The 24,548-nt window shown below is 47.9% G+C and carries 23 protein-coding genes; 20 read left to right on the forward strand and 3 right to left on the reverse strand.

Annotated features, from left to right (window positions below; translation table 11 throughout):
* Positions 1 to 56: 56 nt before the first annotated feature.
* The gene (locus tag UWK_RS03020; protein ID WP_015402874.1) at positions 57 to 1,445 is read right to left on the reverse strand and encodes a sigma-54-dependent transcriptional regulator; all 1,389 of its coding nucleotides are present in this window, start codon (positions 1,443 to 1,445) and stop codon (positions 57 to 59) included.
* Positions 1,446 to 1,734: 289 nt separating this feature from the next.
* On the opposite strand from UWK_RS03020, the gene UWK_RS03025 reads away from it, so the two are divergent.
* The 7 genes from UWK_RS03025 to rimK all read left to right on the forward strand — a co-directional run bounded on the left by UWK_RS03025 (position 1,735) and on the right by rimK (position 7,306).
* Entirely contained in the window at positions 1,735 to 1,917 is a 183-nt protein-coding gene (locus UWK_RS03025; protein WP_015402875.1) for a hypothetical protein, read from the forward strand.
* 392 nt (positions 1,918 to 2,309) lie between these two features.
* On the forward strand, positions 2,310 to 2,606 hold the full coding sequence (locus UWK_RS03030; RefSeq protein WP_015402876.1) for a hypothetical protein: 297 nt from the start codon (positions 2,310 to 2,312) through the stop codon (positions 2,604 to 2,606).
* Between the two features lie 62 nt (positions 2,607 to 2,668).
* Positions 2,669 to 2,884, forward strand: a complete 216-nt coding sequence (locus UWK_RS03035) for a hypothetical protein (protein WP_153304802.1) — start codon at positions 2,669 to 2,671, stop codon at positions 2,882 to 2,884.
* 287 nt (positions 2,885 to 3,171) lie between these two features.
* On the forward strand, positions 3,172 to 3,540 hold the full coding sequence (locus UWK_RS03040) for a hypothetical protein (RefSeq protein ID WP_015402878.1): 369 nt from the start codon (positions 3,172 to 3,174) through the stop codon (positions 3,538 to 3,540).
* Between the two features lie 54 nt (positions 3,541 to 3,594).
* Positions 3,595 to 3,807 (forward strand): hypothetical protein, encoded by a 213-nt coding sequence (locus UWK_RS19225; protein ID WP_153304803.1) that lies wholly within the window; start codon positions 3,595 to 3,597, stop codon positions 3,805 to 3,807.
* Between the two features lie 266 nt (positions 3,808 to 4,073).
* The gene (locus tag UWK_RS18120) at positions 4,074 to 6,212 is read left to right on the forward strand and encodes a mechanosensitive ion channel family protein (protein ID WP_015402879.1); all 2,139 of its coding nucleotides are present in this window, start codon (positions 4,074 to 4,076) and stop codon (positions 6,210 to 6,212) included.
* Positions 6,213 to 6,400: 188 nt separating this feature from the next.
* Complete coding sequence (gene rimK / locus UWK_RS03050; RefSeq protein ID WP_015402880.1) at positions 6,401 to 7,306, forward strand: 30S ribosomal protein S6--L-glutamate ligase; 906 nt, start codon at positions 6,401 to 6,403, stop codon at positions 7,304 to 7,306.
* A gap of 64 nt (positions 7,307 to 7,370) precedes the next feature.
* Here the strand turns inward: rimK and UWK_RS03055 are convergent, their stop codons facing one another.
* Positions 7,371 to 8,807, reverse strand: coding sequence for a hypothetical protein (locus tag UWK_RS03055; RefSeq protein ID WP_015402881.1), 1,437 nt, complete (start codon positions 8,805 to 8,807; stop codon positions 7,371 to 7,373).
* A 124-nt stretch (positions 8,808 to 8,931) separates the two neighbouring features.
* Between UWK_RS03055 and UWK_RS03060 the strand changes: the two genes are divergently transcribed.
* The 4 genes from UWK_RS03060 (at position 8,932) to ppc (ending at position 14,919) form a co-directional block, all read left to right on the forward strand.
* Positions 8,932 to 9,705, forward strand: coding sequence for a LabA-like NYN domain-containing protein (locus UWK_RS03060; RefSeq protein WP_015402882.1), 774 nt, complete (start codon positions 8,932 to 8,934; stop codon positions 9,703 to 9,705).
* A complete protein-coding gene (locus UWK_RS03065; protein ID WP_041916288.1) occupies positions 9,702 to 10,334 on the forward strand; it encodes a metallophosphatase domain-containing protein in 633 nt (210 codons plus the stop codon). Before UWK_RS03060 ends, UWK_RS03065 begins: the two co-directional genes overlap by 4 nt.
* Positions 10,335 to 10,434: 100 nt before the next feature.
* Positions 10,435 to 11,934: a helicase HerA-like domain-containing protein gene (locus tag UWK_RS03070; RefSeq protein ID WP_015402884.1), complete on the forward strand. Its 1,500-nt coding sequence runs from the start codon at positions 10,435 to 10,437 to the stop codon at positions 11,932 to 11,934.
* A gap of 234 nt (positions 11,935 to 12,168) precedes the next feature.
* The gene (gene ppc, locus UWK_RS03075) at positions 12,169 to 14,919 is read left to right on the forward strand and encodes a phosphoenolpyruvate carboxylase (protein ID WP_015402885.1); all 2,751 of its coding nucleotides are present in this window, start codon (positions 12,169 to 12,171) and stop codon (positions 14,917 to 14,919) included.
* A gap of 330 nt (positions 14,920 to 15,249) precedes the next feature.
* Here ppc and UWK_RS03080 read toward each other — a convergent pair whose 3' ends face one another.
* Positions 15,250 to 15,891, reverse strand: coding sequence for a DUF4410 domain-containing protein (locus UWK_RS03080; RefSeq protein ID WP_015402886.1), 642 nt, complete (start codon positions 15,889 to 15,891; stop codon positions 15,250 to 15,252).
* 241 nt (positions 15,892 to 16,132) lie between these two features.
* Between UWK_RS03080 and UWK_RS03085 the strand changes: the two genes are divergently transcribed.
* The 9 genes from UWK_RS03085 (at position 16,133) to UWK_RS03125 (ending at position 24,544) form a co-directional block, all read left to right on the forward strand.
* Entirely contained in the window at positions 16,133 to 16,456 is a 324-nt protein-coding gene (locus UWK_RS03085; RefSeq protein ID WP_041916289.1) for an HU family DNA-binding protein, read from the forward strand.
* Between the two features lie 137 nt (positions 16,457 to 16,593).
* Entirely contained in the window at positions 16,594 to 16,779 is a 186-nt protein-coding gene (locus tag UWK_RS03090) for an ATP-binding protein (protein ID WP_015402888.1), read from the forward strand.
* Between the two features lie 95 nt (positions 16,780 to 16,874).
* Positions 16,875 to 18,125: a hypothetical protein gene (locus tag UWK_RS03095; RefSeq protein ID WP_015402889.1), complete on the forward strand. Its 1,251-nt coding sequence runs from the start codon at positions 16,875 to 16,877 to the stop codon at positions 18,123 to 18,125.
* Entirely contained in the window at positions 18,122 to 18,517 is a 396-nt protein-coding gene (locus UWK_RS03100) for a rhodanese-related (seleno)protein (protein ID WP_265588641.1), read from the forward strand. Before UWK_RS03095 ends, UWK_RS03100 begins: the two co-directional genes overlap by 4 nt.
* A 1-nt stretch (position 18,518) precedes the next feature.
* Entirely contained in the window at positions 18,519 to 19,511 is a 993-nt protein-coding gene (gene glk / locus UWK_RS03105; protein WP_015402891.1) for a glucokinase, read from the forward strand.
* Positions 19,512 to 19,631: 120 nt separating this feature from the next.
* Positions 19,632 to 21,629: a methyl-accepting chemotaxis protein gene (locus UWK_RS03110; protein WP_015402892.1), complete on the forward strand. Its 1,998-nt coding sequence runs from the start codon at positions 19,632 to 19,634 to the stop codon at positions 21,627 to 21,629.
* 26 nt (positions 21,630 to 21,655) lie between these two features.
* Positions 21,656 to 22,228, forward strand: a complete 573-nt coding sequence (locus tag UWK_RS03115) for a rhodanese-like domain-containing protein (protein WP_015402893.1) — start codon at positions 21,656 to 21,658, stop codon at positions 22,226 to 22,228.
* A gap of 178 nt (positions 22,229 to 22,406) precedes the next feature.
* Positions 22,407 to 23,465 (forward strand): acyltransferase family protein, encoded by a 1,059-nt coding sequence (locus UWK_RS03120; protein WP_015402894.1) that lies wholly within the window; start codon positions 22,407 to 22,409, stop codon positions 23,463 to 23,465.
* Positions 23,462 to 24,544 carry a phosphotransferase enzyme family protein gene (locus tag UWK_RS03125; protein ID WP_015402895.1) on the forward strand — a complete coding sequence of 361 codons (1,083 nt, stop codon included), beginning with the start codon at positions 23,462 to 23,464 and terminating at the stop codon, positions 24,542 to 24,544. The genes UWK_RS03120 and UWK_RS03125 overlap by 4 nt, the downstream gene beginning before the upstream one ends.
* Positions 24,545 to 24,548 lie beyond the last annotated feature (4 nt).

A 24,548-nucleotide genomic window follows, 5' to 3' on the forward strand; every position in this document is an offset into this window, starting at 1 on the left:
ACCACCTGCGGCCGTTTATTTTGGGAAGAGTAAGGGACAGATTTTGTTACAAGCCCTTACTTCTTAAACTCTTCCTTCTGCAGGCCGTACTTCTTCATCAGCTTGTGCAGCTGCCTGGTACTGACACCGGCAGCCTCAGCACTTGCGTTGATCTTTCCGCCACACTCGTCAAGTACCTCTTTCAGGTAACAGCGCTCTATCTCTTCAACTCCTCTTCTCCGCACCTCCGCCAGGGGAAGCATGGTGTCCATCTGCACCCTGCTTAGAGGATCTTCGGTAGTGAACAGTTCTGCCGGAAAGCTCTCCGGCACAAGGACCGCTGTCCTTTCCAGGATATAGGCTCGTTCCATGATGTTCTCGAGTTCACGGATATTACCCGGCCAGGAGTAGTTGAGAAAGGCCTCTATCACCTGAGGGTGGATATCGAATATCTCCTTGGTATGAAAACGGTTCAACTGGCCGATAAACATCTCCACCAGCCCCGGAATATCTTCCTTTCTGTGCCTGAGTGGCGGGAGTTCTATGGGAAAAACATTGAGCCGGTAGTAGAGATCATTACGAAATTGCTTTTCCTCACAGAGCTGTTTAAGGTCTTCGTTGGTGGCTGCGATGATACGTACATCTACCTTGGTTTCTGCCTCCCCGCCAATACGCTGAAAAACGCCATCCTGAAGAACCTGCAGGAGCTTGATCTGAGCTGCGGGCGTAAGCGTTCCAATCTCATCAAGAAAAATTGTACCACCATTGGCAACCTCGAATTTACCAAGCTTTCGCTTCACTGCTCCGGTAAAGGCACCTTTTTCGTGGCCAAAGAGTTCACTCTCCAGAAGAGTGTCCGGGATTGCCCCACAGTGGACACTGATAAACTGTTCATCCCTGCGATTACTGTGTTTATGAATAATCCTGGCCAGCACTCCTTTTCCTGTTCCTGTTTCGCCGGTGAGAAGAACAGTGCTTTTGGTGGGCGCAACGGATCGCACATTGGAAAAGACCTCTCGCATCGCCGCGCACTTTATCTGAACCAGGGGAGCCGCATCCTTGTCCCAGAATTGATCACGCAGATAATCCAGCTCAGACTGTACCTTCTGAGCCTCACTCATACTAGCGGAAACCAGCCTGATTTCATCTGCTATAATGGGGTACATAATATAATCACAGGCCCCCAGTTTCACAGCAGCCACTGCTTCCCGCAACATTTCCTGGTTAGTCATGACCACAATCTTCAGGCTTGGATAACGCAACCAGAACGGTTGCAGAACGGCTTTGTAGCCACTTGTAACCGCTGACGCACTAAGAATTTCCATGTCAATAAAGAGAAGATCACTGCGATACTGCTTAACGGTTTCAACAGCCTCCACCAGAGAAGATGCTGTCGAGAGAATGGCATCTTCTCCGCAACTTTCCCGGAAAGTGGTCATGACCTCACGATCTCGACTAATAACCATGATGTTTTCCATAGCCCCTGACCCCAGTTTAAGAATTCTCAGTTCTGTTTTTTTCCCGTTTCGGAATTTCAGGTTCCGAGAATTTGTTTTTCCTTCCCCTGACACTTTCAGCCTACAACCTATTCTGCCTTTACACTCTGACACACCTTTTCACAACGAAAAAGAACAACGGATGACCCTGAATGCCTCAGCGCAGCATATTCAATTGAAAAACTGACAGAGTCATATGGCACACTGTTTGCTTAACAAAAAATCAAAAAAACAGTCAATATTACTTTTGGAGAACGTGATGAAAACAAAAAGATGTACGGCCTGCGGTGGTGATATTCAGATTTATTATGACAACGAAGTGAGAGATGACGTTTACTGTAACGAATGCGAACGAGAATACAGGATCATATCAATGCATCCAGTGAAGTTGCAGGCACTGGAAACAGACTATGACTACTGTTTTGAAGAAGACGAGTATTAATCCTTGGAAATTCTTCTGAAGAAGAGGACTTCGTGAAGATTTTCACACTAAATGCTACTCAGCTAAGTACCAGTTACTTATCACTTCTTGGTATGCGTTGTGTTTGCTGAAACTGACGACTCTTTCCTTCTGGCAAGCCCCACCATGCCTCGTTCCTTACTGTAACGACAGGAGAGATGACTCCTTTTTAAATATTCTATTCAGATAGTGCTCCAGTGATCTGGCAATGAACCTGTGCTCACAGAACATTCTGATATTCTATGGATTTCTCCATTAATCAGCATCTCAAATGTTCCCGCCATGGAGACAGATGCCACAGATTTGAGCATGCTTTGTTGCCAAAACAGACATGCTGCTGCTAGTTCGTGGCCAAACCAGGGAGACAAATAAACATGACACGACTTGAACAGAAAAAAGTAACACTTGCAGGAATACTTGTCCCGGATCAGTGGGCAGAGGATGGCGAGATCACCGGGTTTGCCCTCTGTACTGATGATGAGCGAAAATATGTCCTGAACTGCAATAATAAAAAGAACAATCTCAGTTCGATGCTACACCAGAACATCAAGGTTAGCGGTACGATGACTGGCGAAGCAGAGAAAGAAAGTATAAAAGTTACAACCTTACAACCTCTCTCTTCTCAAGAAATCGAAGAAAGAGATGCCAGGGGAAAGGCATTCTGTTGCTGATGAATCCCCACGAAACTGCGCGAGGGAAGACAAATGCCCACAACCCAGGTTCAAAAGTGCTTATGACTACAAAAAAAAGAATTTTAACCTGCTCTGTGGGTGATGTTATAGTAACCATCAACAGAAAAATGCTGGTATCCGAAGTTATTTCCCAGGGAAAGGAGGCAACAAAAACCAAAGCTGGTGAAAGAGCCTGTGTTTCTGCCTGCCGCATAATGCCTAACGGTCAGGTACTCAGTCGATCACCACTGTTTATTGACGACTGGTCGCACATCTAACTCAACAAACAGGACTTTTCAGTTCCGCTTTCCCTGGAAAGCTAAAAACTCCCTTTCCTGCAACCCTCTCTCCCGGCACGTACAGTGCTGCCCCTTACCTCCGACTCAATCTGGCACGTCGCTTGCTACTCATTTTAGTGCTTGTGATGAATTGGTACCAGGGGGTCGTGATCTCCTTGTTTTCTCTCCTGGTATCTATTCATTACCTGCATTTATCATTTGCTGCTCAGGAGCTTTAAGGCCTGAAATTGAACACAGAAAAAGCTGTACCACTGAGGACGAAAAATATGGCCAGAATACTGGGTGGTCGCGAGAAATACAAAAGAAAAGGAAACATTGGAGAGACTTCCCCTCGAAAACTCATCACCAGTCGAAAAGTAAAGAGTCTCTCTTCTCTTGAAGATCCCCTTCAGGATTCTGTCCTGAACCCATCGCAAAGAAAAGGGGCGCTGACAAAGAGGAAAAGAAGAATGATTTCAAATAGTGCATGCCCAATCTGCACGTGGGAAATCAGAGTTCCCCGTAATGCCAGGCTCGGTGATGTGGTTTTGTGTAAAGGCTGTGGTGGCGAGTACGAAATGCATTCGCTTCATCCACTCCGCCTTCACCCCCTAAACTTTTATAATGGTTCAGATGAGTACCCCGGCCAAATATAGGTTTCCGTAAGATTCTCCCTATCTATTATTATGTATAATCAGACAAATCGGCAAATGAAGACAAGAACAGGAAAAAGGTCCTTTACATATCAATACCGTAGCTGCAGTTTCTGCTGCAGCGTTGACGGGCTTGTCGTTTCTGACTCTCAGCAGCAGGGCGATATTGTCTCCTGTCATGTCTGTGGTGGTCAGTATCTTATTCGCAGTATAGATCCGCTTAAGTTGCAGGCTCTGCCTTCACAGTCGAGCAACATGTCCTTTGGTTGACAGGATCATCCGTCTCCCTGGTCTTACGCTGGAGTAGAGAAAAAGCCGATGGAACATATAAAATGGCTGTGCTCATAGAGCCTCCTCCATCAAACCAACAAACGACGACGGCATTTCAACGACCTGCCTCATTCACACCTGGCACAATGTGTGAAATTCCCCCCATCAACTAACGATATACGGGTTAAAAAGTCAGCGTATGTGGTATCTTCACATTCAGTTCCAGCAAATCCATCCACATCCTATCTTTCATATGGGGCCTGATAATGAGAATCCACTATTTGTTAATTCTTTTATGGAGACGTATTTTCTGTTCTCTCGTTTTTCTTATCCTGGCCTTTGATAGCTCCCCCACCCTGGCTGCAGAACCAGATACACTGCTTTTCTCGGATAAAAAGGAGGAAAGGCAGGCCTCCTATACAACTTTGCAGCAATCCATTACTGAAAAACTAAAAAGCACCAAAAACGAACAGGAAAAAGACAACCTGCTCATGCAACAGCAGATACTCTTCAGATTAGTGGAACTACCCGACACCCCTGAGCAATTCAGCACCACTAGGATTTTTTCCGAACTGGCAGCCAAAGGGAGTCTCACCTGGGATGAATTTGAACAATTTCTTGATCATCATATCAAAATCAGTCTTGATGAAAAAAAGAACAGCCTGGACCTGGAAAACAGTCAGCGGCAGCTCAAAATGCTCCATAGTCGTTTGACGGCCCTTGACAGCAACAATCCTGAAATTGCTTTACTGCAACTGCAATACGCTTTCAAGTTGCGTAAACATGGACTGCAGCAGAAAATCGACAAACAGCTCAAAGATGCTCTGGAGGAGGCGAAAAAAATCTACCCTCTTGTGCTGAAAAAAACCAGCGTCGACGGACAGAGAATAGCCACTGAGGAGGGCCTCCTGGCAGAACAGAAAGTTCGTTTCCAGAAAAGCGTTGATGACAGTGCTCTTTCAGTCACTGAGAATAATATCAGGATTCAGGAACAGGATAACATTCTACAGGGCTACCTGGGCAAGGATCTCACTGCTGACGAAAAAAAAATACGCATATACGAAGAGGCAAAACTGAATGAATTGAAGGTTAACAGACTCCTTTCAGAAAGCAAACGACAGGAAAACAACCTGAAACAACTGCAACAGGCACAAAAAGTTGCCTGGTACCGTTTACTCAATGAAAATCCCGATTTCTCTGAGCTGACAGACCTGTCAAATGACATCCTCAAGCAGCTAGTTTTACTAAAAAAAGAAATAACCGACTCACAAAACGCCCTCTTTTCTCTTGAAAAAGAACTGGCCCTCCTCAGCAACACTACTGATCCCATCAGTCCCAAAACAAAAAAACTGCTCCAAAGCATCAATAGTAACATCCAGACAATTTTTGCAAGCCTCATACTCATTGATAAAGAGGCAGAAAGTCTTGACCATAGAAGCTGGCTGCTTGGAATGGCCATAGACCTGAAGCAGACAGGCATCGGCGCTGTGGTCACCAGAACGCGGGAAGCCACAAGTACCGCTTTTGAAAGGGTCCTCTTTATCCTGAACTACCCCATTCTTTCCTATAGTGGTGCTACTCTGTCTCTATTGATTCTTCTCCAGGTTATCTTTATTATTGTCCTGGGTCTCCTGATTACTCGCTTCTATGGAAGATTCATCCATCGTCTGGGAGTAAAACATTCCTGGACCGAACAGACAATTCACCTGACCCATGTTGCCGGAAAATACCCGCTGTTTCTTCTTCTTGCCATGGTTGCCCTCTCGTCACTTGGAATCAACACCAGTTCCTTCGCCATGATTGCCGGTGCCCTGTCAGTGGGTATCGGTTTTGGCCTGAAGACCATTGTCAACAATCTGGTTTCAGGGTTCATTCTCCTCTTTGACAAGTCCATCCGGCCCGGAGATTTTATCTCTCTCGGAGGTGCCGTTCAGGATGGCGGTCTCAGGGGAAGTGTGGTACAAATGAACATTCGAGCATCGGTACTGCGCACCAACGACAATATCAACGTCATTATTCCCAATGCCACTCTCATGGAATCACAGGTGGTTAACTGGACGTATACCGATGAAAAAGTACGCTTTAAAATTCCTTTCTCCGTAGCCTACGGCACCGATTCCGACCATGTCAAAAAGGTTATCAAGGAAGCTATGCTGAAAACTCCAATTGTCCTGAAACACCCTGACCCGACAGTTCAGATGACTGCTCATGGAGATAACGCTGTAGCCTATAATGCAAATGTATGGGTGGAAGGCCCCAATGCCAGGCGCCCAGCAAGAACGACGGACACAATCTTAAGCACTATTTACAAAGTATTGAACGAAAACGATCTTGAAATCCCCTTTCCGCAATTGGATGTCCATCTTCGTAGTTCCGATGGGCAGAGTGCAGAGAAAGATCTATAAATTAGAACAAAGATTCCTCAAACAAGACCTTTTTGCACACTGCGTCAACATACTCTTCATCTTTGGCCGTTATAATACAACAAACAACCAATCCATTGCCCCTGACTCCGTGATGAGCAACACAATGGAACACTTACCTGCGAGAGCAGTTATACGACGCTCAAAATATCACTCAAAAGGAAATAAGAATGAAAATTTGTATTTTATCCAGAGATAAAAACCTCTACTCTACCTCAAAACTGGTCGAAAATGCGGAAAAACGTGGCCATGAAGTGCATGTGATTGACCCACTGCGCTGCTATATGAACATTACTTCTCATAAACCGTCCATTCACTTCAAAGGTGAACCTCTGGAGGGCTTCTCTGCAGTTATTCCCCGTATAGGTGCCTCTATAACCTTTTACGGCACAGCCGTGGTAAGGCAGTTTGAAATGATGGGGGTCTATTCAGTGAACGAATCCGTAGCTATTTCCAGATCCCGGGACAAACTCCGATCCCTGCAACTCTTGTCCCGCAGAGGAATCGGTCTACCGGTGACCGGTTTTTCCCATTCGACCATGTATACCCAGGATCTTATCGATCTTGCAGGGGGTGCGCCGCTTGTTATCAAACTTCTGGAGGGTACCCAGGGAATCGGCGTGGTTCTCGCTGAAACCAACAATGCAGCCGAAAGTGTTATTGAGGCCTTCCGGGGACTGAAACAGAATATCCTGGTACAGGAATTTATCAAAGAGGCTAATTCACAAGATATTCGGTGTTTCGTGGTTGGTGGCAAGGTGGTTGCTGCAATGATGCGTACTGGTAAGGTGGGTGATTTTCGATCGAATATCCACCGGGGTGGCAAAGCTGAAAAAATAAAAATCACCCCGGAAGAGCGTTCCACAGCCGTACGAGCTGCCAAAATAATGGGTCTCAATGTGGCCGGGGTGGATATCTTGCGTGCCAACCATGGCCCGGTTGTCATGGAGGTGAACTCATCACCCGGCCTTGAAGGCATCGAGGCGGCATCCGGAAAAAATGTGGCAGATATAATTATTGCCTTTATCGAAACCAATGCTCAGGAGGGAAAAACAAAAACCCGTGGCAATGGCTGAGATAACAGACAACTCATTTTATGTGGGGATTTCTGATCAGAATATTAAAAGAAATCTCATTTACTCATGCGCTGGTATCTAGAATCGACTGGTCATCTGGAAGAATTTTCTGTAACAGCGTTGTGCCTGGTGCTCCAGCACCGGCAGCAAAGCTGAGGGAAAGCAGGGGGGCCGAACTGATTGTTTCTTTCAACTCAGCTCCAAAGGTAGCAACGAAGTCAGCCTTTTCCCTGGTGTCCAGAAAAAAGGCAATCCTGACTGCTTCCGCAGTCTGAACACACCTGACCCGTATGTTTCCTAGCCCTTCGACCGTAAGATGCAGCGTACAGGAACAGTCGTTCTCCTTATTCTCCTCTTCATTACGTCCGCCTGCCTCCTGATCCACAAGCAGATAGCCCTTTTCGAGAAAAGAGAAGAGCAGCGGGAACAGAACACCATTCTCCTGCTGGAGACTTGCCTGAATAAACTGGCTGCTCTCCAGAGTGGCAAGAATACGGCCGGCAGCCGTACTGATCTCCTCCTGGCCTTTGAAAATCTGGGAAATCTCCGCCAGAACTGACTTGAGCTGAGCCACAGTGTCCTGCCCTTTGCCCTGATTCGCCAGTATTTCTGATCGAAGTCCCAGCTGCTCAAGACTGGTTTTAAGAAGTTCACCGGCCCCTGGTTCCTGAAGTTGAATCGGCTGCAGTCCCTCCATACTGTGCAGTAGTTGCTGCTGTGTTGGCTGCAGCAGTTCAAGACCAGAGAACAACGGCAATTGTAAAGCTCTAACCAGGGCTGGCAATGATTGCATCTGTCCCGTAAGCAGAAGAGGCTGCGTGTTACCCGGCACTCCCCCTGCATTCAAAACTACAAAACCAGGTACAGGCTGCAATGACTGTAACTGCAGCACTTTACTCTCCCCCACCTCAGCACCTATGGCCCCCTGAAGTTGATAGGACTCGCCACCAATCCGAACCACTGCTCTGTTTTCTCCGAGAAGCTCGGTAACAGTGGCCTTCACCGTATAATTTCCCTGACGGATCAACTGTTCTACAGCTCCGGCATCCATTTTCTGCAAAACGGGCTGAGAATCCTGTCTGGCGATATCAGAAGAAACAGCAGAACCTGTTAAGACAGATCCTGAGGTGGAAAAAAAGCTCTTCTGAAGACTCTGTAAAAGGGGTTTCACGTTGATCACATCACCTGCCAGAGCAAGAGCCTGACGAGCCTGAGAGGGAAGGCCAGGATCAACTATCTGTAGTTCCAGAACGGGTGCGGTACGCAGAACCTGAAACTGGATCTGTTCACCTTTTACCAAAGGAACATTGGATTGTACTTCAAAGCGCAAGCCTGCTGTCTCGAGCAGAAACATATTCTGTCCTCTGCTTTCAATCACCGTAGCAGATCCCGCCCTGCCGGGCTCCATCTGTGCCCCCCCGGACTGGGCTTTTTGACTCTGTAGTCCGGAACTGCCCTGTGGTCCGTAAAGGGCGGCAATTTGAGATGTACTGGTAATCATAGTTTCTTCTGGTGGCTAAACAATCACACCATATCTCTTGGAAAAAACCTTGCTCTGCACCGTGGTTTATGGAATAAGAAGCTGTCCCTTCTTTTAAATCTACAGGAAAATTCTGCAAAACACCATGACATTAAAAACTGGAATATACGTTGATGCCGAAAACATCAGACTCTGCGGTGGATATGGAATGCGCTATGATGTGCTGGTGGATCTTGCCAATCGTGGTGGCTCCAGTATGCTCCGCGCTAATTGCTACCTTGCCGAAAATGGTGAACGAACCAAGGAAGACCGCGATTATCGCCTGAAACTGTACCGCTATCACAACATTCTGCGTCAGTGCGGCTTTAAGGTTATCAAAAAGTACGTCAAACACTTTGTTGATGATGAGGGGATACTCACCACCAAGGCCAATGCGGACATGGATCTTGCAATCGACGCCCTGCTCCAGGCCAGAAAGCTCGACAAGATCATCCTTCTCACCGGTGATGGTGATTTTATCCGTCTGGTTCAGGCCCTCCAGAACATGGGATGCCGGGTTGAAGTAATCGCCTTCAACAATGTGAGCAGCGATCTCAAGGAAGAGGCAGACAGTTTTCTCTCAGGTTTTCTTATCCCAGGCCTTCTGCCAATTCAACAGGATGGGGGGCGCTGGTATCGAGGCATCCCAATAAATTACAACAGTGACCGGGGCTTTGGTTTTATGCGCTACTACTCCATGCAGGCACATGGACTCCATGCGGAAAGTGTTTTTTTTCACTGTTCTAAATCAAGTGTCAGCTCCGATGGGCTTTTTCTGGACTCCGACAATATTTTTGAGTTCAAGATAGTGGCCAACCCTGAAAACAACAACAAAACCGAAGCCATGGACATTCGCTCCATTGACGAAATCCAGCCGTGAGAATAACCGCCTTCAGTGATACCCACATGCTCCACCAGCGGGTGGAAATCCCGGATGGTGATCTACTCATCTTCGCAGGAGACATGTCTGTATGCAGGACTCTGCAGGATGTTGCGGGATTCAACACTTTCCTGAAATCATTGCCACATCCATACAAAGTGGTAATCGGCGGCAACCATGACCACCTCCTGGCTTCATCACCGGATCTTGGCCGCGAATTGCTTCGGGATGCCACCTATCTTCAGGACGAAAGTGTAATCATTGAAGGAATCAAAATCCACGGCTCTCCCTGGCAGCCAATCTTTAACACCAATGCCTGCGATGCATTTGCTCTTCCCCGTGGCGGAGCTATACTCCAAAAATGGGATCTGATTCCAGAGGATACAGACATCCTTATCACCCACAGTCCACCCGCCGGCATTATGGATGAAGATGGTGGAGCCAGCCACGGGTGTAGTGACCTTCTCCATGCTGTACAACGCATAAAACCTACGTTTCATATTTTCGGCCATATTCACAATCATAATGGAATACAGCGAATTGGCTGCACCACTTTCGTCAACTGTAACGTGAAAGACAAAAATAACAGGGTACGCCCGGCCCTTACATTTGATTATCCTTCCCGATAAGGTTATAATTACAAAACTGTTGGGTGGACTACTTCAGCTGCCCTCCTTCACTCTTCAGCCTATCTCTTAACCTTCAGCACCTCGAGTCAGGAGTTATACAATGACAGAGCCACAACAGATTCTTATAGGTGGAAATAAAGCAGGTGAGCAAATCCTTCTCAATCCCGCCATGGCAAATCGCCATGGATTAATCACCGGAGCAACGGGGACCGGTAAAACTGTGACTCTGCAGCTCCTGGCCGAAGCTTTTTCAAGGCTTGGAGTCCCTGTCTTTTCTGCAGATGTCAAAGGGGATCTTTCTGGCATCGCCAATCCCGGCAAGCCACATCCAAAAGTCAGCGAACGGCTGAACCACATGGGGGTCAGTGCCCACCCCTTTGAGGGCTGCCCGACCCTGTTCTGGGATATTGAAGGCAAAACTGGCCATCCTGTACGTACGACGATTTCGGAAATGGGTCCCGTCCTGCTGGCCAACATTCTTGAACTGAATGACACCCAGAGTGGCATCCTCCACGTTGCCTTTTCCGTTGCCGACGACCAGGGCTTACTCCTCCTTGATCTTAAGGATCTGAGCTCCATGCTCAACTGGATTTCAGAAAACCGTAACGAACTGGCTAAAGAATATGGCAATATCGCCTCTCAGAGTGTTTCTGCCATTCAACGTAAACTTCTGGTTCTGCGAGAATCCGGTGGGGAAGTCTTTTTTGGCCAACCGGCTCTGAACATTGACGATCTGATGCACGCCGACTTCTCTGGCCGTGGAGTGGTCAGCCTCCTCGATGCGTCATCACTCTATTCAAACCCCAGAATCTATAGCACATTTCTATTATGGCTTCTGTCCGAACTTATGGAAGAACTGCCCGAACGCGGCGACGCCCCTCTGCCAAAACTGGTATTCTTTTTCGATGAAGCACATCTTCTGTTCAATAATTCGCCCAAGGCCCTGATTGATCGCATCACACAGGTTGTGCGGCTGATACGTTCCAAAGGGGTGGGGATATTCTTCGTCAGCCAGTATCCCAATGACATTCCGGATGAGGTTTTGGGACAATTGGGTTGTCGCATCCAGCATGGACTCCGAGCCTTCACCCCCAAAGATCAGAAGGCAGTAAAAGTAGCTGCCCAGACCTTCCGCCAGAATCCCGGAATTGACACCGAAAAAGCCATCACTGAACTTGGAGTTGGTGAAACACTGGTTTCCACCCTGGATCCCAAAGGACGCCCCACAGTGGTGGACTGGTGCCTGATGGCTCCCCCCCATTCTCAAATCGGCCCCATCGCTGCGGAAGAAAAAAACAGACTTATGGATCGTTCACCAATTAAAGGGCGCTATGATACTGTGGTTGACCGGGAATCAGCATATGAACTGTTGATAGCAAGAGAAGAAGAAGTGGAGAAGAAACGTCGGGAAGCAGCAGCCGAGCTTGAACGGGAACAGGCAGCTGCACACGAGGAAAGGCAGAGGAACAAACCCTCCGGCAGGCAAAGAGAATCCGTCCTGGAAAGCACACTCAAATCCATTGGCCGAAGTTTCGGTTCCCAGGTGGCCCGCTCTCTGGCTCGGGGTATTCTTGGTTCACTTATCGGCAAACGTCGCTGAACAGGACAGCTTTATCTTGCTGTTTTTATACATCCTTAATCTCGTCGTGTTTGTGGGCTAGCCTATTAATAATAGAATGACAAGCCATTCCAATCTCGAACATTAACCGAACGAAATCGGAGATAAAACTGATTCTGGGAGAAGTCACAAAAAAAATGTCCACTTTTACTTGACCATCTTTATGCTGCAACTATTCCGACAAATCCTAACTTTTATATTCTTTGGGAGATATATATGGCTGGCCCGCGTAGCCTTGTCCTTGAAATTCATAACCTTACCGAACATCTCTATCGTGTCCTTCAGGAGCAGGTTGGAGTTGAACTCACCGAACTTGTGGAGCATGTTTTTGATCTCGCCAAAGCACGTCGGGCCGGGGACATAAAAGCAGCCCATGAGCTTGGAAAACTGGTGGCCGACCTTGATGAGCGCCAGGCTGAGGTTGTACTGACCGCAGCGAGCCTTCGTTTTGATCTGGTAAACATGGCCGAAGATCGCCAGCGGGTGCGGATGCTGCGTGACCGGGAAAGACGCAGTGGCCACCACCCTCGCCCGGAGTCCATTAGCGCAGCCATCGCCTACCTCGGTGAAGAAGGGTATGGTGCTGACCAGGTCCAGGGGTTTCTTGACAAACTTTCTATCGAACCGGTCTTCACTGCGCACCCCACAGAGGCCAAGAGGCGAACAGTACGTGCCAAGCTCAAGCGTATCCAGCAATGTTTGGCGGAACTCAACCAGCACGACCTCCTGCCGCGCGAGGAGCAGCGTCTGGAGGAGATCATTCACTGTGAAATTGTAGCACTCTGGCAAACCGAGCCCCATCGCCCTGAACGGCCCACGGTCATCGAGGAGGTCGAACGTGCCCTCTTCTTCATGCAGACCCTCTGGGATGTAGTGCCTCGCCTTTATCAAGAGCTGGAAGATGGCTTGGGGCGTTATTTCTACGGCAATATCTTTTCCAGAACCCGATTCTTACATTTCGGTTCCTGGATCGGTGGTGATCGTGACGGCAACCCCTTTGTCACCAGTGAGGTCACTGCCCAGACCCTTACCATTCTACGGCAGGCCGCCCTTGACGCCCACCTTCAGGAATGCCGGCAGATGTACCAGAGGTTGAGCATGTCCATGCGCAAGATTGGCGTCAATCAAGAACTGGTCCGGCGGCTTGCCGAGATGATGGAGCAGTGGCCCCAGATGCAGGCCCGGATTGATGACGTACCGGAACAGGAGCTCTATCGCCGCTGGCTTCGAGCGGTTGAGTGGCGCCTGCACCAGAGCAGGATTGCCGTTCCTTTTGCTGAACTACCGCCTGGAGCCTATCAACGGGCGGCCGAGCTGCTGGCCGATATCGAGCTGGTCCGCCAGAGTTTATGGGACCATGATGCCCGAGATGTAGCGGAAAACACGGTGACAAACTGGCTCTGCCGTATCCGGGTCTTTGGTTTTCACATGGCCTGCCTGGATATCCGCCAGGAGTCTGGTGATTATGAGCAGGTGGTGGCCGAATTACTTGCCTGCCAGCAACTCTGTAGCAATTATATGGATCTGGATGAACAAGACCGCCAGGATGTACTGTGCCGTACTATGGGATCTGCCCTGCCTCTGGAGGCTGACGCCCTCTCCGACCAGACCCGGGAAGCCCTGGCCCTCTTTCGCTTGCTGACCCGGACCGTCCATCTTTACGGACCTGAAGTCCTTGGTGGTCATGTCATCAGTATGACCCACCAGCCAAGCCATGTCCTGCTGGTTCTCTGGCTATTGCGCTGGGCCGCAGTCGAGGCAGGCGATCCTGATTCACTCGGGGTGGGGCCGGCCGGTATCGTGCCGCTTTTTGAGACCATTGATGACCTCAAGCGTTCGGCCACCATCATGGAGTACCTCCTTGAAAACAAGCTCTACAAAGCCCATCTGACAAGCTATGGCAGGACCCAAACCATTATGGTGGGCTATTCTGACAGCACTAAGGATGGCGGCTATCTTGAGGCATGCTGGTCGCTCTATCGTGGTCAGTCGGAACTGTATGACGTGTGCAGAAGCCATGGGGTAAAACCAGTCTTTTTTCACGGGCGCGGTGGCTCCTTGGGCCGTGGCGGTGGCCCGGCGGCTCGCAGCATAATGTCTCTGCCGCCTCATACTGTGGCCGGGGCCATCAGGATGACCGAGCAGGGTGAGGTTTTGGCAGCCCGTTATGATGATCCGGAGATTGCCTTCCGCCACCTGGAACAGGTAACCGCTGCCACTATTCTGGTGGAGGCTGAAAAATGTGAGCCGCCCCGTCAGGAGTGGTTGGATTGCATGGAGTCCTTGGCGGCAAGGGCGTATGAGGTGTACCGGGACCTGGTAGAGCAGCCCGGTTTTGTTGACTATTTCCGTCAGACCACCCCCATTGACGAGATAGAGTCCCTGCCCATTGGTTCACGACCGTCGCGGCGCAAGCAGAATGTCCACAGCCTGGAAACCCTCAGGGCCATCCCCTGGGTCTTTGCCTGGACCCAGAGCCGGGTCATGATTCCAGCCTGGTATGGCCTTGGCACAGCCATGGTCGAGTTTGCCGCAGCCGATGAAGAGGGCTGGCAGAAGTTAAACCGGATGTATCAGCAATGGGCCTTCTTCAAGGCAACTGTGGATAACGCTGAACAGGCCGTGGCCAAGGCCTCACCCAGCATTGCTCACATCTATTCCCAGCTCGCCGAAAACAAGAAGCAGCGCCGAGTCATCTGGGATCTTCTGGTCACTGAATACGACAAATCCTGCAAGGCGGTGCTCTATGTCAACGGCAGCGATGATTTACTTGAAGTTACCTCCTGGCTTGCCCGCTCCATTGAGGAACGTGATCCCTATGTGGATCCCCTCAACCTGATCCAGGTGGAGTTAATAAAGAGGGGACGGCAGCTGGCCGGCAAAGACGGCCATGTGCCCGATACTATTCGTGTCCTCATCCGCCAAAGCATCCAGGGGATGTCGGCCAGCATGCGGACAACCGGGTAACGCTGGTATCATTTAAGGGGGATGCAAAGGTCTATATCAAGCTCGACAAGAGCAAGTTTTGCGGCAAAGACCTGGCAGGAGGCGATAGACATCAAAGGCCTGGGCCCGTTTACGGCCCTGAAACAGGCCTGCCCCCCATGACAAGCGGAGGCTTCAAGGATTGGTTCTTCATATTGTATCTATTCGTTCATCCTTACAATTTCTCTTTGTTATTCCAGCTCTTCCGGTAATACATTACATACCTGCCTGAACTTATCACGACCAATGTCAATCCCTTCTTCCAGAAGAACTTACACCGAACGGACATCCAAGCAGCACTGCCATACTATACTACTTCGCCGGGATAACTTTCGAAAAGTACTCCCCAATGAGAACTCCAAAATCAGCTGGTAAACTCTGATCACTGGAGCCACCATTGTAGGAAGCAGCCCAGGCACTATTAGAAGTGGAAAGCAGTCTCTGATGCAGGATCTTCTTGCTGCCTGCATCTCGTATCTCCACCATTACATCCATAAAAGAACTCCCGACAAAAACTCCGCCCCACATACGGGCAGCGTTACTGGTGATCCTCATATCAACAATTTTCAAATCAACCACGGCGGTCTTTCCTGAAAACTTTTTAGTCCCATCATCCGTTACATTTTTGTAGCTTTTCTTGGATTTCAATTGATTCACTATCTGCTCTTCGCAGTCACTGGCCGCTTTTGGATAATCGGTCTGAACCTGAGTACTGCTCTCAAATTTACCTATGATGACATTATCATACTTTACTGCCAGAGGTGCTCCCGCCACCATATCCTCAACGGAAGCCAGTTCCAGTTTTTCAGTTCCAGACTTGCTTGTTGCACCACTCTCCGGTGCAGCCTTACTGGCACTTCCCTGACCGGACTGCCCACCGACACAGGCACAAACAAGAGGAAGGACAAAAAAGAGGGACAACATGGTACAGACAGACTTTCTCACAGTTTTCATTGGACGCTCCTAAGATGGTAAATGCATTGTTAAATACCCGACAAATGTCATGTTATATGGTATAGCAAAGACATCATGCTTTGTGAATGGATTTCAGCAATACAATGAGTAACTTTCCCATTGCAGAGTCCTACAAAAGCAGATATTACTACCATCCTGATAAAATCATAAATTTCACTCTCTTTTTTCAATGAAACAGACACAACCACCTCCCTGCCCGGGCTGTAACGGAACCGGGCAAATGACCTGGTTTGGCGGCGTCAGTAGATTCCAGTTCTCCTACACAGACTGTCCGGAATGTCATGGCGTTGGTTTTTTAGTAAACACCAACGACAACTGCCTGCAACCACAGGATCTTACAGACAGAACAGCACTCTCAAGTATACAGGCCGATCGATTCCTCAAGGCACTGGCACAAGTTCTTTCACAGACCCTGATCGGTGGGGAAAAGGTGCAATTGAGAGGCTTTGGCAGCTTTTCAAAATATTCTTCTACCGTACCAGGCACTCAAAAAATTCATTTTTCTTCCGCAAAACGGCTCCTGCAAAAACTCAACAATGAATAAAACTTATTTTTAAAGAAGTCCTGGAAAACATGCCGGTTTATCATTCATGATCCTTCTTAGGAATTTTTCTTGATTTTATTCAATTCGGGCCATATACTTTCTTGGAAATGCTCACTAACCCCACCAGGAGGACCACCATGTGGCACATCAGCATTGAAGAGGAAAAATGTACTGGTTGTAACGAATGTGTCGAGGGATGCCCTGGAGAAGTGTACGAACTGATTTACGATAAGGCCACCGTTGTTAACGGTGAAGAGTGCCACGGATGTTTCACCTGCGTCGAACTCTGCGATGAAGATGCCATCACGGTTGAAGACAGATAAATTTCATTCCCTGGCCTGCCAATGCGCACATCAGGTCAGACCTCCAACAGCTCATCTTTTAGCCGGAAAATCATTACCATCGGAGAATGGTACGCATGAGGCACTCTTTTCTGCTTTCATTTGCCCTTGGGGCAGGCTGGCTACTCTCTCCTGAAGCTCTGGTTATTGGAGGAAACAGTGCTGGCAATATGGGGTGGCTGGCATTTCCCGCGTTAGCTGTTGCAGCCCTTCTTTTAAGTATTTCCGGCAATCTCCTGACCCGTTCGCAGCGTGCTGCAGAGCATGACAACAACTACCTTCTTCTCCGGTATATGACGGGAACAATCCCGGCAATCGGCCTTACTCTGGCCTCATCCATCCCCCTTGTGATTCTGGCTGCAACGGCACTGCTTGTCACTTCCGGCTATACATTCAATGAAGTCTTTCTCTACTGGTTTCCCAACTTCGGGTTTTCCTTTTTGCTCCTGGCTCTATTGACTCTTCTCCAATTTTTTCCCGAAAAAGTTATTTTCCGGGCTCAGATCTTTCTTGTTCTTCTTACAGTAGGAGCTTTGCTCTTCCTCGCCCTATCAGGGATAGTAGGAACCGAGCCCCCCGTGTACGGGGTTTTGGAGCAACCCGGCAGTTTTTCTTCCGCCTCATCAGTCCTCATGCTTCTTCTCTTTACGGGCAGCACCTCAGGCGTGAAGACAAAACACCCTTTTCTAGTCCCCATTGCCGGGTTGGTATTTTTTTTCCTGTGGATTTGTGTATCTCTCTGCTATGTGAATCCGGAGCGTTTAGCCTCTTCAACCATCCCTTACATGACTGTGGCACGCACAATCATGGGAGATCCTGGTCGCCAGATAATGGGGGTGGCTGTTATCAGTGGCACCTGTGGGGCCATAACCGGTCTGATGCTTATGTGCAGGGCTATGCTTGCTGATATTGTAACGTCTAACAACGGAGACAGACTCGTCACCATACAACGCCGGGTATTTCCACTGCTGGTTGCCCTTGCAACGGGTATACTAATGGCCGAAGGACTCGCAGGCGACGAATTGCTTGAAACACTCCTGCGTGGCTCACTTATTCTCTGGCTTATACATCATAGCCTGCTCTGCCTCTCCGCTATCCTTACAAATCACAGGGTCCACCAGACTGTTCCCCTTGCCGGAGCCATGGCCACAACTCTTCTTATAGCGGCAGTTTTCATTCTTATCGTTACCAATCCACAGAGAAATGAGATAACATTCTTTATCCTTTCCATGCTTGGAACCGGTGGTCTGCTTGCAGCCATCTGGATCTTTATAAACAAGATTACAGGCACAAAAACCACACCTAAACAAACGGAGAAAACCCTATGAAAAAACTCACCCTTTTGCTACTCTCATTCCTTCTCCTCTGCGCAGCGCTACCGGCAATAGCCGGAGAGGTCCCGCTCATAAGCAAAGATGAGCTTAAAGCTCAACTCGACTCCGGAAATGTGGTAATCCTTGACGTTCGTTCAGGAAGAGACTGGAGCTCCAGTGAGTTTAAAATAAAAGGGGCAGTTCAAGCCCCTGGAAGTGACATTGCCAAATGGTCAAAGGACTACACAAAAGATCAACCCCTTGTTCTTTACTGCGCCTGACCCAACGAAGCGACAAGTGCCGGTCTGGCACGACAGTTGATGGCTGATGGATACACAAACGTCTCTGCACTGAAAGGTGGCTGGAGAGAGTGGTTCAGAGCAAAATACCCCACGGAAGAAAAATAGCATGGCATACCTCCTGGCAGCAGATATAGGCGGGACCAAAAGTGAACTGGCAATCTTTGACCTTTCACAGACACCGGATGCCCCGCCTCTTTGTCGCAGGCGTTATCACAACACTCTTTTCCACAATTTTGATACAATCCTCGCAGAATTCCTAGATTCAGCGAATTCTCCAACACCATCATACGCCTGTTTTGGGGTCGCTGCCGTTGTCCATAACGGACGTGCAAGGTTTACCAATCGGGAATGGGTACTGAATGAAAAAGAACTTGAAAGCAGTTTTGGCTTCACCGGGGTCACCCTGATTAATGATCTTACTGCTGTCTGCAGTGGCCTCCCTTTTCTTGCAAAAAAAGAACTCTTCCAGATTCAACGGGGAGAGGTTGAAGAGCAGGGTATTCAGGCAGTAATTGCCCCAGGGACTGGTCTTGGAGAAGGGTATCTCATTCGTCGGGATACATGCTTTTCTCCTCAGGGCTCAGAGGGCGGCCACTGTGATTTTGCACCTCTAAATCAAGAGCAATCACAACTTCTCGGGTATCTGCAGCAAAAGCACAGCTCCGTCAGCTATGAACTCCTCTGCTCCGGCATTGGACTTCCCAATATTTTCGATTTTCTTGCAGCTACGGATATCGCCAGAGACCCTGACCATTTCAAACGAATCACCACAACAGCGGACAGGGCACCCGCAATATCAGAGGGAGCATTCGGTGACCGCAGGTGTCCACTATGTATAAAAACCTTCTCACTTTTTCTGGAAATCCTTGGTGCAGAAGCAGGTAACCTGGCTCTGAAAACCTATTCTACCGGAGGTTTATTTATAGGTGGGGGAATTCTCCCGCGAATTGTGGAGCATGTTTCCTTTGCCCCCTTCCTCAATGCCTTCAGAAAAAAGGAAAAGATGACATCTCTTATGGAATCTATTCCCATCCATCTTATTTTGAAAAATGACGTGGCTCTTTTTGGTGCAGCCAGTTATGGCTATCAGTTTTTTTAAACTGCACACACCAAAAAAAGTTGTTTTAGGATTTCACTTTTTCATTCTGTTTATGATACACTCTTTTCAATTGCAGACACAAAAGACCTGACAACCCTCTTCCCCCAACCCAGAGGTACAATGAATTCTTTGTCCTTAAAGTATAAAATTATGGGTATGACTGCCCTTCCGCTTTTCCTTCTTCTCCCGGTGTTCCTGTATATATACACTCAGGGAACCGGAGCCCTGAAACAGGAACGCAATCGTACCATGCATATTGGTGATACAATTGCTTTGAACGGGGCCATAGCCAACCAGCGTCCCACTCTTGAGAAAGCACTCACCAATGTCCTCAACACAGATGAAACAATACGTTTTATAATGGATTCTCAGGACAGTGGCTCCAAAATGGTTCTTGATGGACTCTTTCTCTCTTTGCAGGAACAGCATATCACCAAATTTATCGTCTACAACGCTGATTTCGAAGTAATACTCCAGCAATCACAGAACGACTCCCCCCCCTATCCTGAGCAGCTGCCAGGTGCAATCAAACCACTTTTCAAGAAAGCTGCAGAGGACTTTGAGTTTCACTATTTTTTCCGCGGACCTGACAAATCACAGCAGTTGTTACCTGTCTCCTACAGTGTTGCTACCGTGATAACCGATGACGATGATAATACCATTGGATACGTGGAACTGGCCCTTGACTCCGCCCTCTGGATCCAACAGGTAGGAGAACTTACAACAAATGAAGTAATGCTTTATGATATTGACCGTGCTACAATCAGCCTTTCCACCAATGAGGAATTGGCCGGAAAGTTACTGACATCACTGCCCGAGAACGTGGCAGATGCGTCTTTTATCCAGACTAGGGCTCAAAATACTGATTTTCTTGCAGATGTTCTCCCCTTAAAGGGCCCTGACGACAAAACAATCGGTCTTCTTCTGGTCATCAGTGATGCGACAAAATTTATGCAGGCTGAACAGAAGCGCTGGATTTTTGGACTCCTTCTCACGCTTGCCATAGTCTTCCTTTCTCAGGTCATAGCGTATCTTGCCGTGAGTCGTGGAATCATTGCTCCAATCAGACAGGTTATCGATTTTTCAACAATTCTTGCAACAGGTGACACCTCTTCATCCCTACAGATACGGACAAGCAAAGAGCTCACTGAAATGGCAAATGCGCTCAACACCATGGTTGACCACATTCGGGAACGTGCCAGTCAAGCTGAGGCCATTGCCGGAGGAAACCTTGCAGTAGAGATCAAAGTACACTCCGACAACGATACCCTTGGAAAGTCGCTCACCGCCATCACTGATAATATCAGCGCCATTATCAGTGAAATAAGTGACAACGCAGATAATCTTTTAAAAACATCCCAGGAAGTAACCGAGCTTTCAGACGACCTGGAGATCACTTCCACCATTATAGAACGTCGTGCCCAGGAAATGGGACACTCCTTTGAATCGGTCACCGACAACCTCCAGGTCGTAACAGATGGAACGGAGAGGATGTCTCTCTCCATCCGGGAGATCAACGAAAACACAGCAGCCAGTAACCAGACCACCGAAGAGGCAAAACAAGCCGCCCTTGAATCCTCTGCCATCATTCAACAACTTAATGAAGTGGTAATCAGCATCGGTAAGGCGAATCAGGCAATCACAGAATTTGCTGACCAGACCAACCTTCTTGCCCTGAACGCCACCATCGAGGCTGCCCGCGCAGGAGATGCAGGTAAAGGATTTGCCGTGGTTGCCTCGGAGGTAAAAGATCTTGCAAGCCAGAGCATGAGAACGGCAAAAAATATTCATGGAAACGTCAACGATATCCAGAAATTCACAGTACAGGCAGTAAATTCTGCCGAAAAGATATCAAATGTAATTGCACTCGTTAGAGAATCCTCACTGGTCATCACGAAAGCAGTCAACGAACAGGCCACAGTGGCTGACAATATCACCAACAGCACCAGCAGTGCTTACAAAACAACCACTGGATTTTCTAAAAATATAGAAGATATCAGCAATTCAGCAACGGTTACCAGCGAGACGATGGTGGCTCTGAACAGTTCCGCACAACAACTGGAATCAGTCGCCACCACACTTCGTAACAGAGTGGAATCATTCACCTTAAAAGGATGATAAACAATTAATTCAAGGAGATCTCTATGACCAGGACACTATGTAGACCCGTATTCATCTTAGCTTTGACATTCTTCTGCTTCTCACTTGCCACACCTCTCATTGCTGCAGAAGTAGGCAAAGGGAAAATACCTGAAGATCAACTTGCAAAATCCTATAAGAAACTTGACTGGGGTGTTGCTATCTGGGACACCGACGAAGCTGTGGCCAATCTGCAAAAGGGAGAAAATACACTCTGGGTGGATACACGTCCGGAAAGCTTCTTTAAAAAAGGTACTGTAAATGATGCCGTTTTACTCATTTACAACAAAAAAGGAATGGAAGAAAATACACTCACCCCGGAATCACTGGAAAAGGCTCTTGCCGATAAGGGGCTTGCCAAGGATCAGGCAACCATCGTGTTTTTCTGTCAGGGACCTAAATGTCACCGCAGCTATAACGCCAGTTTTGCTGCTGTTACCGAATGGGGTTATTCTCCCGAGCAGATTGTATGGAACCGCGAAGGCTATCCCTTCCTCTTCAAAAAAGTACAGGAAGATGCCAAACTGAAGCGTAAAGCAAAACGCTATATCAGTGACGCCGGTGTGAAGCAACTGTAAAATTCAATCCTCTCAAAAGAAAAAACCAAAACGGCGCTCTCATCTATCTGATGAGAACGCCGTTTTACTGTCCGGTTCAAAGAGCAAATTTTTCCAAAATCGAGTATCGTTTCGGAAAATTAAAACGTATCCGGCATGCCGGGTCACATACAGAAGTACTCTTTCTTCCGGACAGCCTGTGGCCGATATTCCTTACAAAAACAACTTTGATCTTTTGCGTCTGATACTGGCCTTTAGTGTTTGTCTGGCCCATATTGGAGCGGTAAGTGGCATCCAGGCTTTTTTCCCGCTGGGGGATTTTTTCAATTCTTCAATTGCGGTGGATTGTTTTTTTGTGGTCAGTGGTTTTCTTATCTTCAGAAGCTATAATCGTTCTTCACGCCTTCTTTCCTACTTCAACAAACGTCTTCGCCGTATTTATCCAGCATACCTGACAGTTGTTCTCCTTGCGGCCATTTTCCTGCCGCTGCTTATACGTCCAGATACAAACCTGATATTTTCTACCGAATGGTTCCGTTATCTTTTTTCCAATCTGATTTTTTTAAATTTTCTGCAACCCCATCTCAGTGGAATCTTTTCAGCCAACCCTCTCTCTGTTATCAATGCTCCGCTCTGGACAATTAAAATTGAGGTACTATTTTATCTCTCTGTGCCACTCATCTTTTTTCTTTTCCGGGACAAAAAGAAATGGCTGATTCTCGTGTTACTCTATGGTGCTTCAGTCTCGTATTCACTCTTTTTAATACACCTCTACCTCAACACTGGAACCGATCTCTATCTCAGACTTGAAAAACAACTTCCAGGGCAACTTGCATTCTTTCTAAGTGGCGGTGGACTCTACATCTACTTCTCCTTTTTTAGAAACCATTACTTGAAACTACTGCTGCCTTCTCTGCTCTTTCTCACTTTCAAGGGCAGCACCTTTATTCCTGGGATTTACCCTTTTTACCCTCTTGCACTAGCGGTCACAGTGATATCTTTTGCTCTCATCTTTCCATATCTGGGCAACTGGGGAAAGTATGGAGATATTTCCTATGGTGTATATATATATCACTTTCCCATCCTGCAGATTTTCACTTTTTTTGGGCTCCTCAGAGAACATCCCTGGATCGGCTTCACTTTTTTTATCCTCTCCGTTCTTATGACTTCGGCGTGTTCCTATCACTTTATCGAGCGCCCTTTTCTCCGTAAAAGCTCGCACTACAGAAAGGCAGCTGAGGAGAGCTCCCCCCAATGAGTGTTCTGAAACCACCCGAAAATATCATCAGACGCTTCTGTTCTCACGCAGAGAGTGCCGAGATAACCACTCTTGGCCAGGGAAATATTAACGATACTTTTTTGGTACATGCAAAAGAGAAATCCTTTGTCCTGCAGCGAATCAACACTCAAGTCTTCCCTGATCCTCAGATCCTGATCGACAATCTTCACCATTTGAGTCAACACCTGTCTTCACTCAAGGCCACGACGAAACAGCGCTGGGAAGATGCCACGCTTATTCCTGCACTGGATGGCTCCTCCTCTGTCTGTGACCGAGAAGGATCAATATGGCGTGCCCTTACCTACGTTGAAGGCAGTATCTGTTTTTCCCATGCAACAACACTGCTCCAGGCAGAACAGACAGGGTGGGCCCTTGGACATTTCCACAAACGACTTATTGGGCTTGATGCTGAGAAAATGAAGATTCCATTACCGGGATTCCACTGTCTTGGAAACTATCTGGAACAGTACGAAAGACTCAAAGGAGAAAGGAGAGAGGGCAACTCTCCAGAAATAGCATTTTGCCAACAGATCATACAAGATCAACGGGAAGGTGCACTGATTCTGGAAAAAACAGTTTCCAAAAAGAAATACCCAGCCAGACTCAGCCATGGTGATCCTAAAATTGCCAATGTTCTTTTCGACAAACAAAATAGTCTTGCAATCAGTCTTATCGATCTGGATACCGTGGGCCCTGGACTTCTGCAGCATGATATTGGAGATTGCCTCCGTTCCGTCTGCAACAGGGGTGGAGAAGAGAGTAGTGACAAAGCTACCTTTGATCTAACGTTCTGTGAAGCAACCCTGAGTGGATATTTCAAAGCGGCCGAAGCGTTTCTGTTGTCGGGCGAAAGTGAATTGATCTACAACGGGATACAGGCCATCACCTACGAACTGGGACTGCGGTTCTTTACGGACTATTTACGGGGAGGCCTCTATTTTAAGAGTAACACCCCGGAAGATACTCTTCGTAAAGCCCAAGTACAGTTCACTCTACTGCTGGACATTATTGCCAAAGAGGACACCATCCGAAAACTGACCCTGCAACTCAGCAAATAACAAT

Origin of the sequence: Desulfocapsa sulfexigens DSM 10523 (assembly GCF_000341395.1) — a bacterium.
GTDB lineage: Bacteria > Desulfobacterota > Desulfobulbia > Desulfobulbales > Desulfocapsaceae > Desulfocapsa > Desulfocapsa sulfexigens.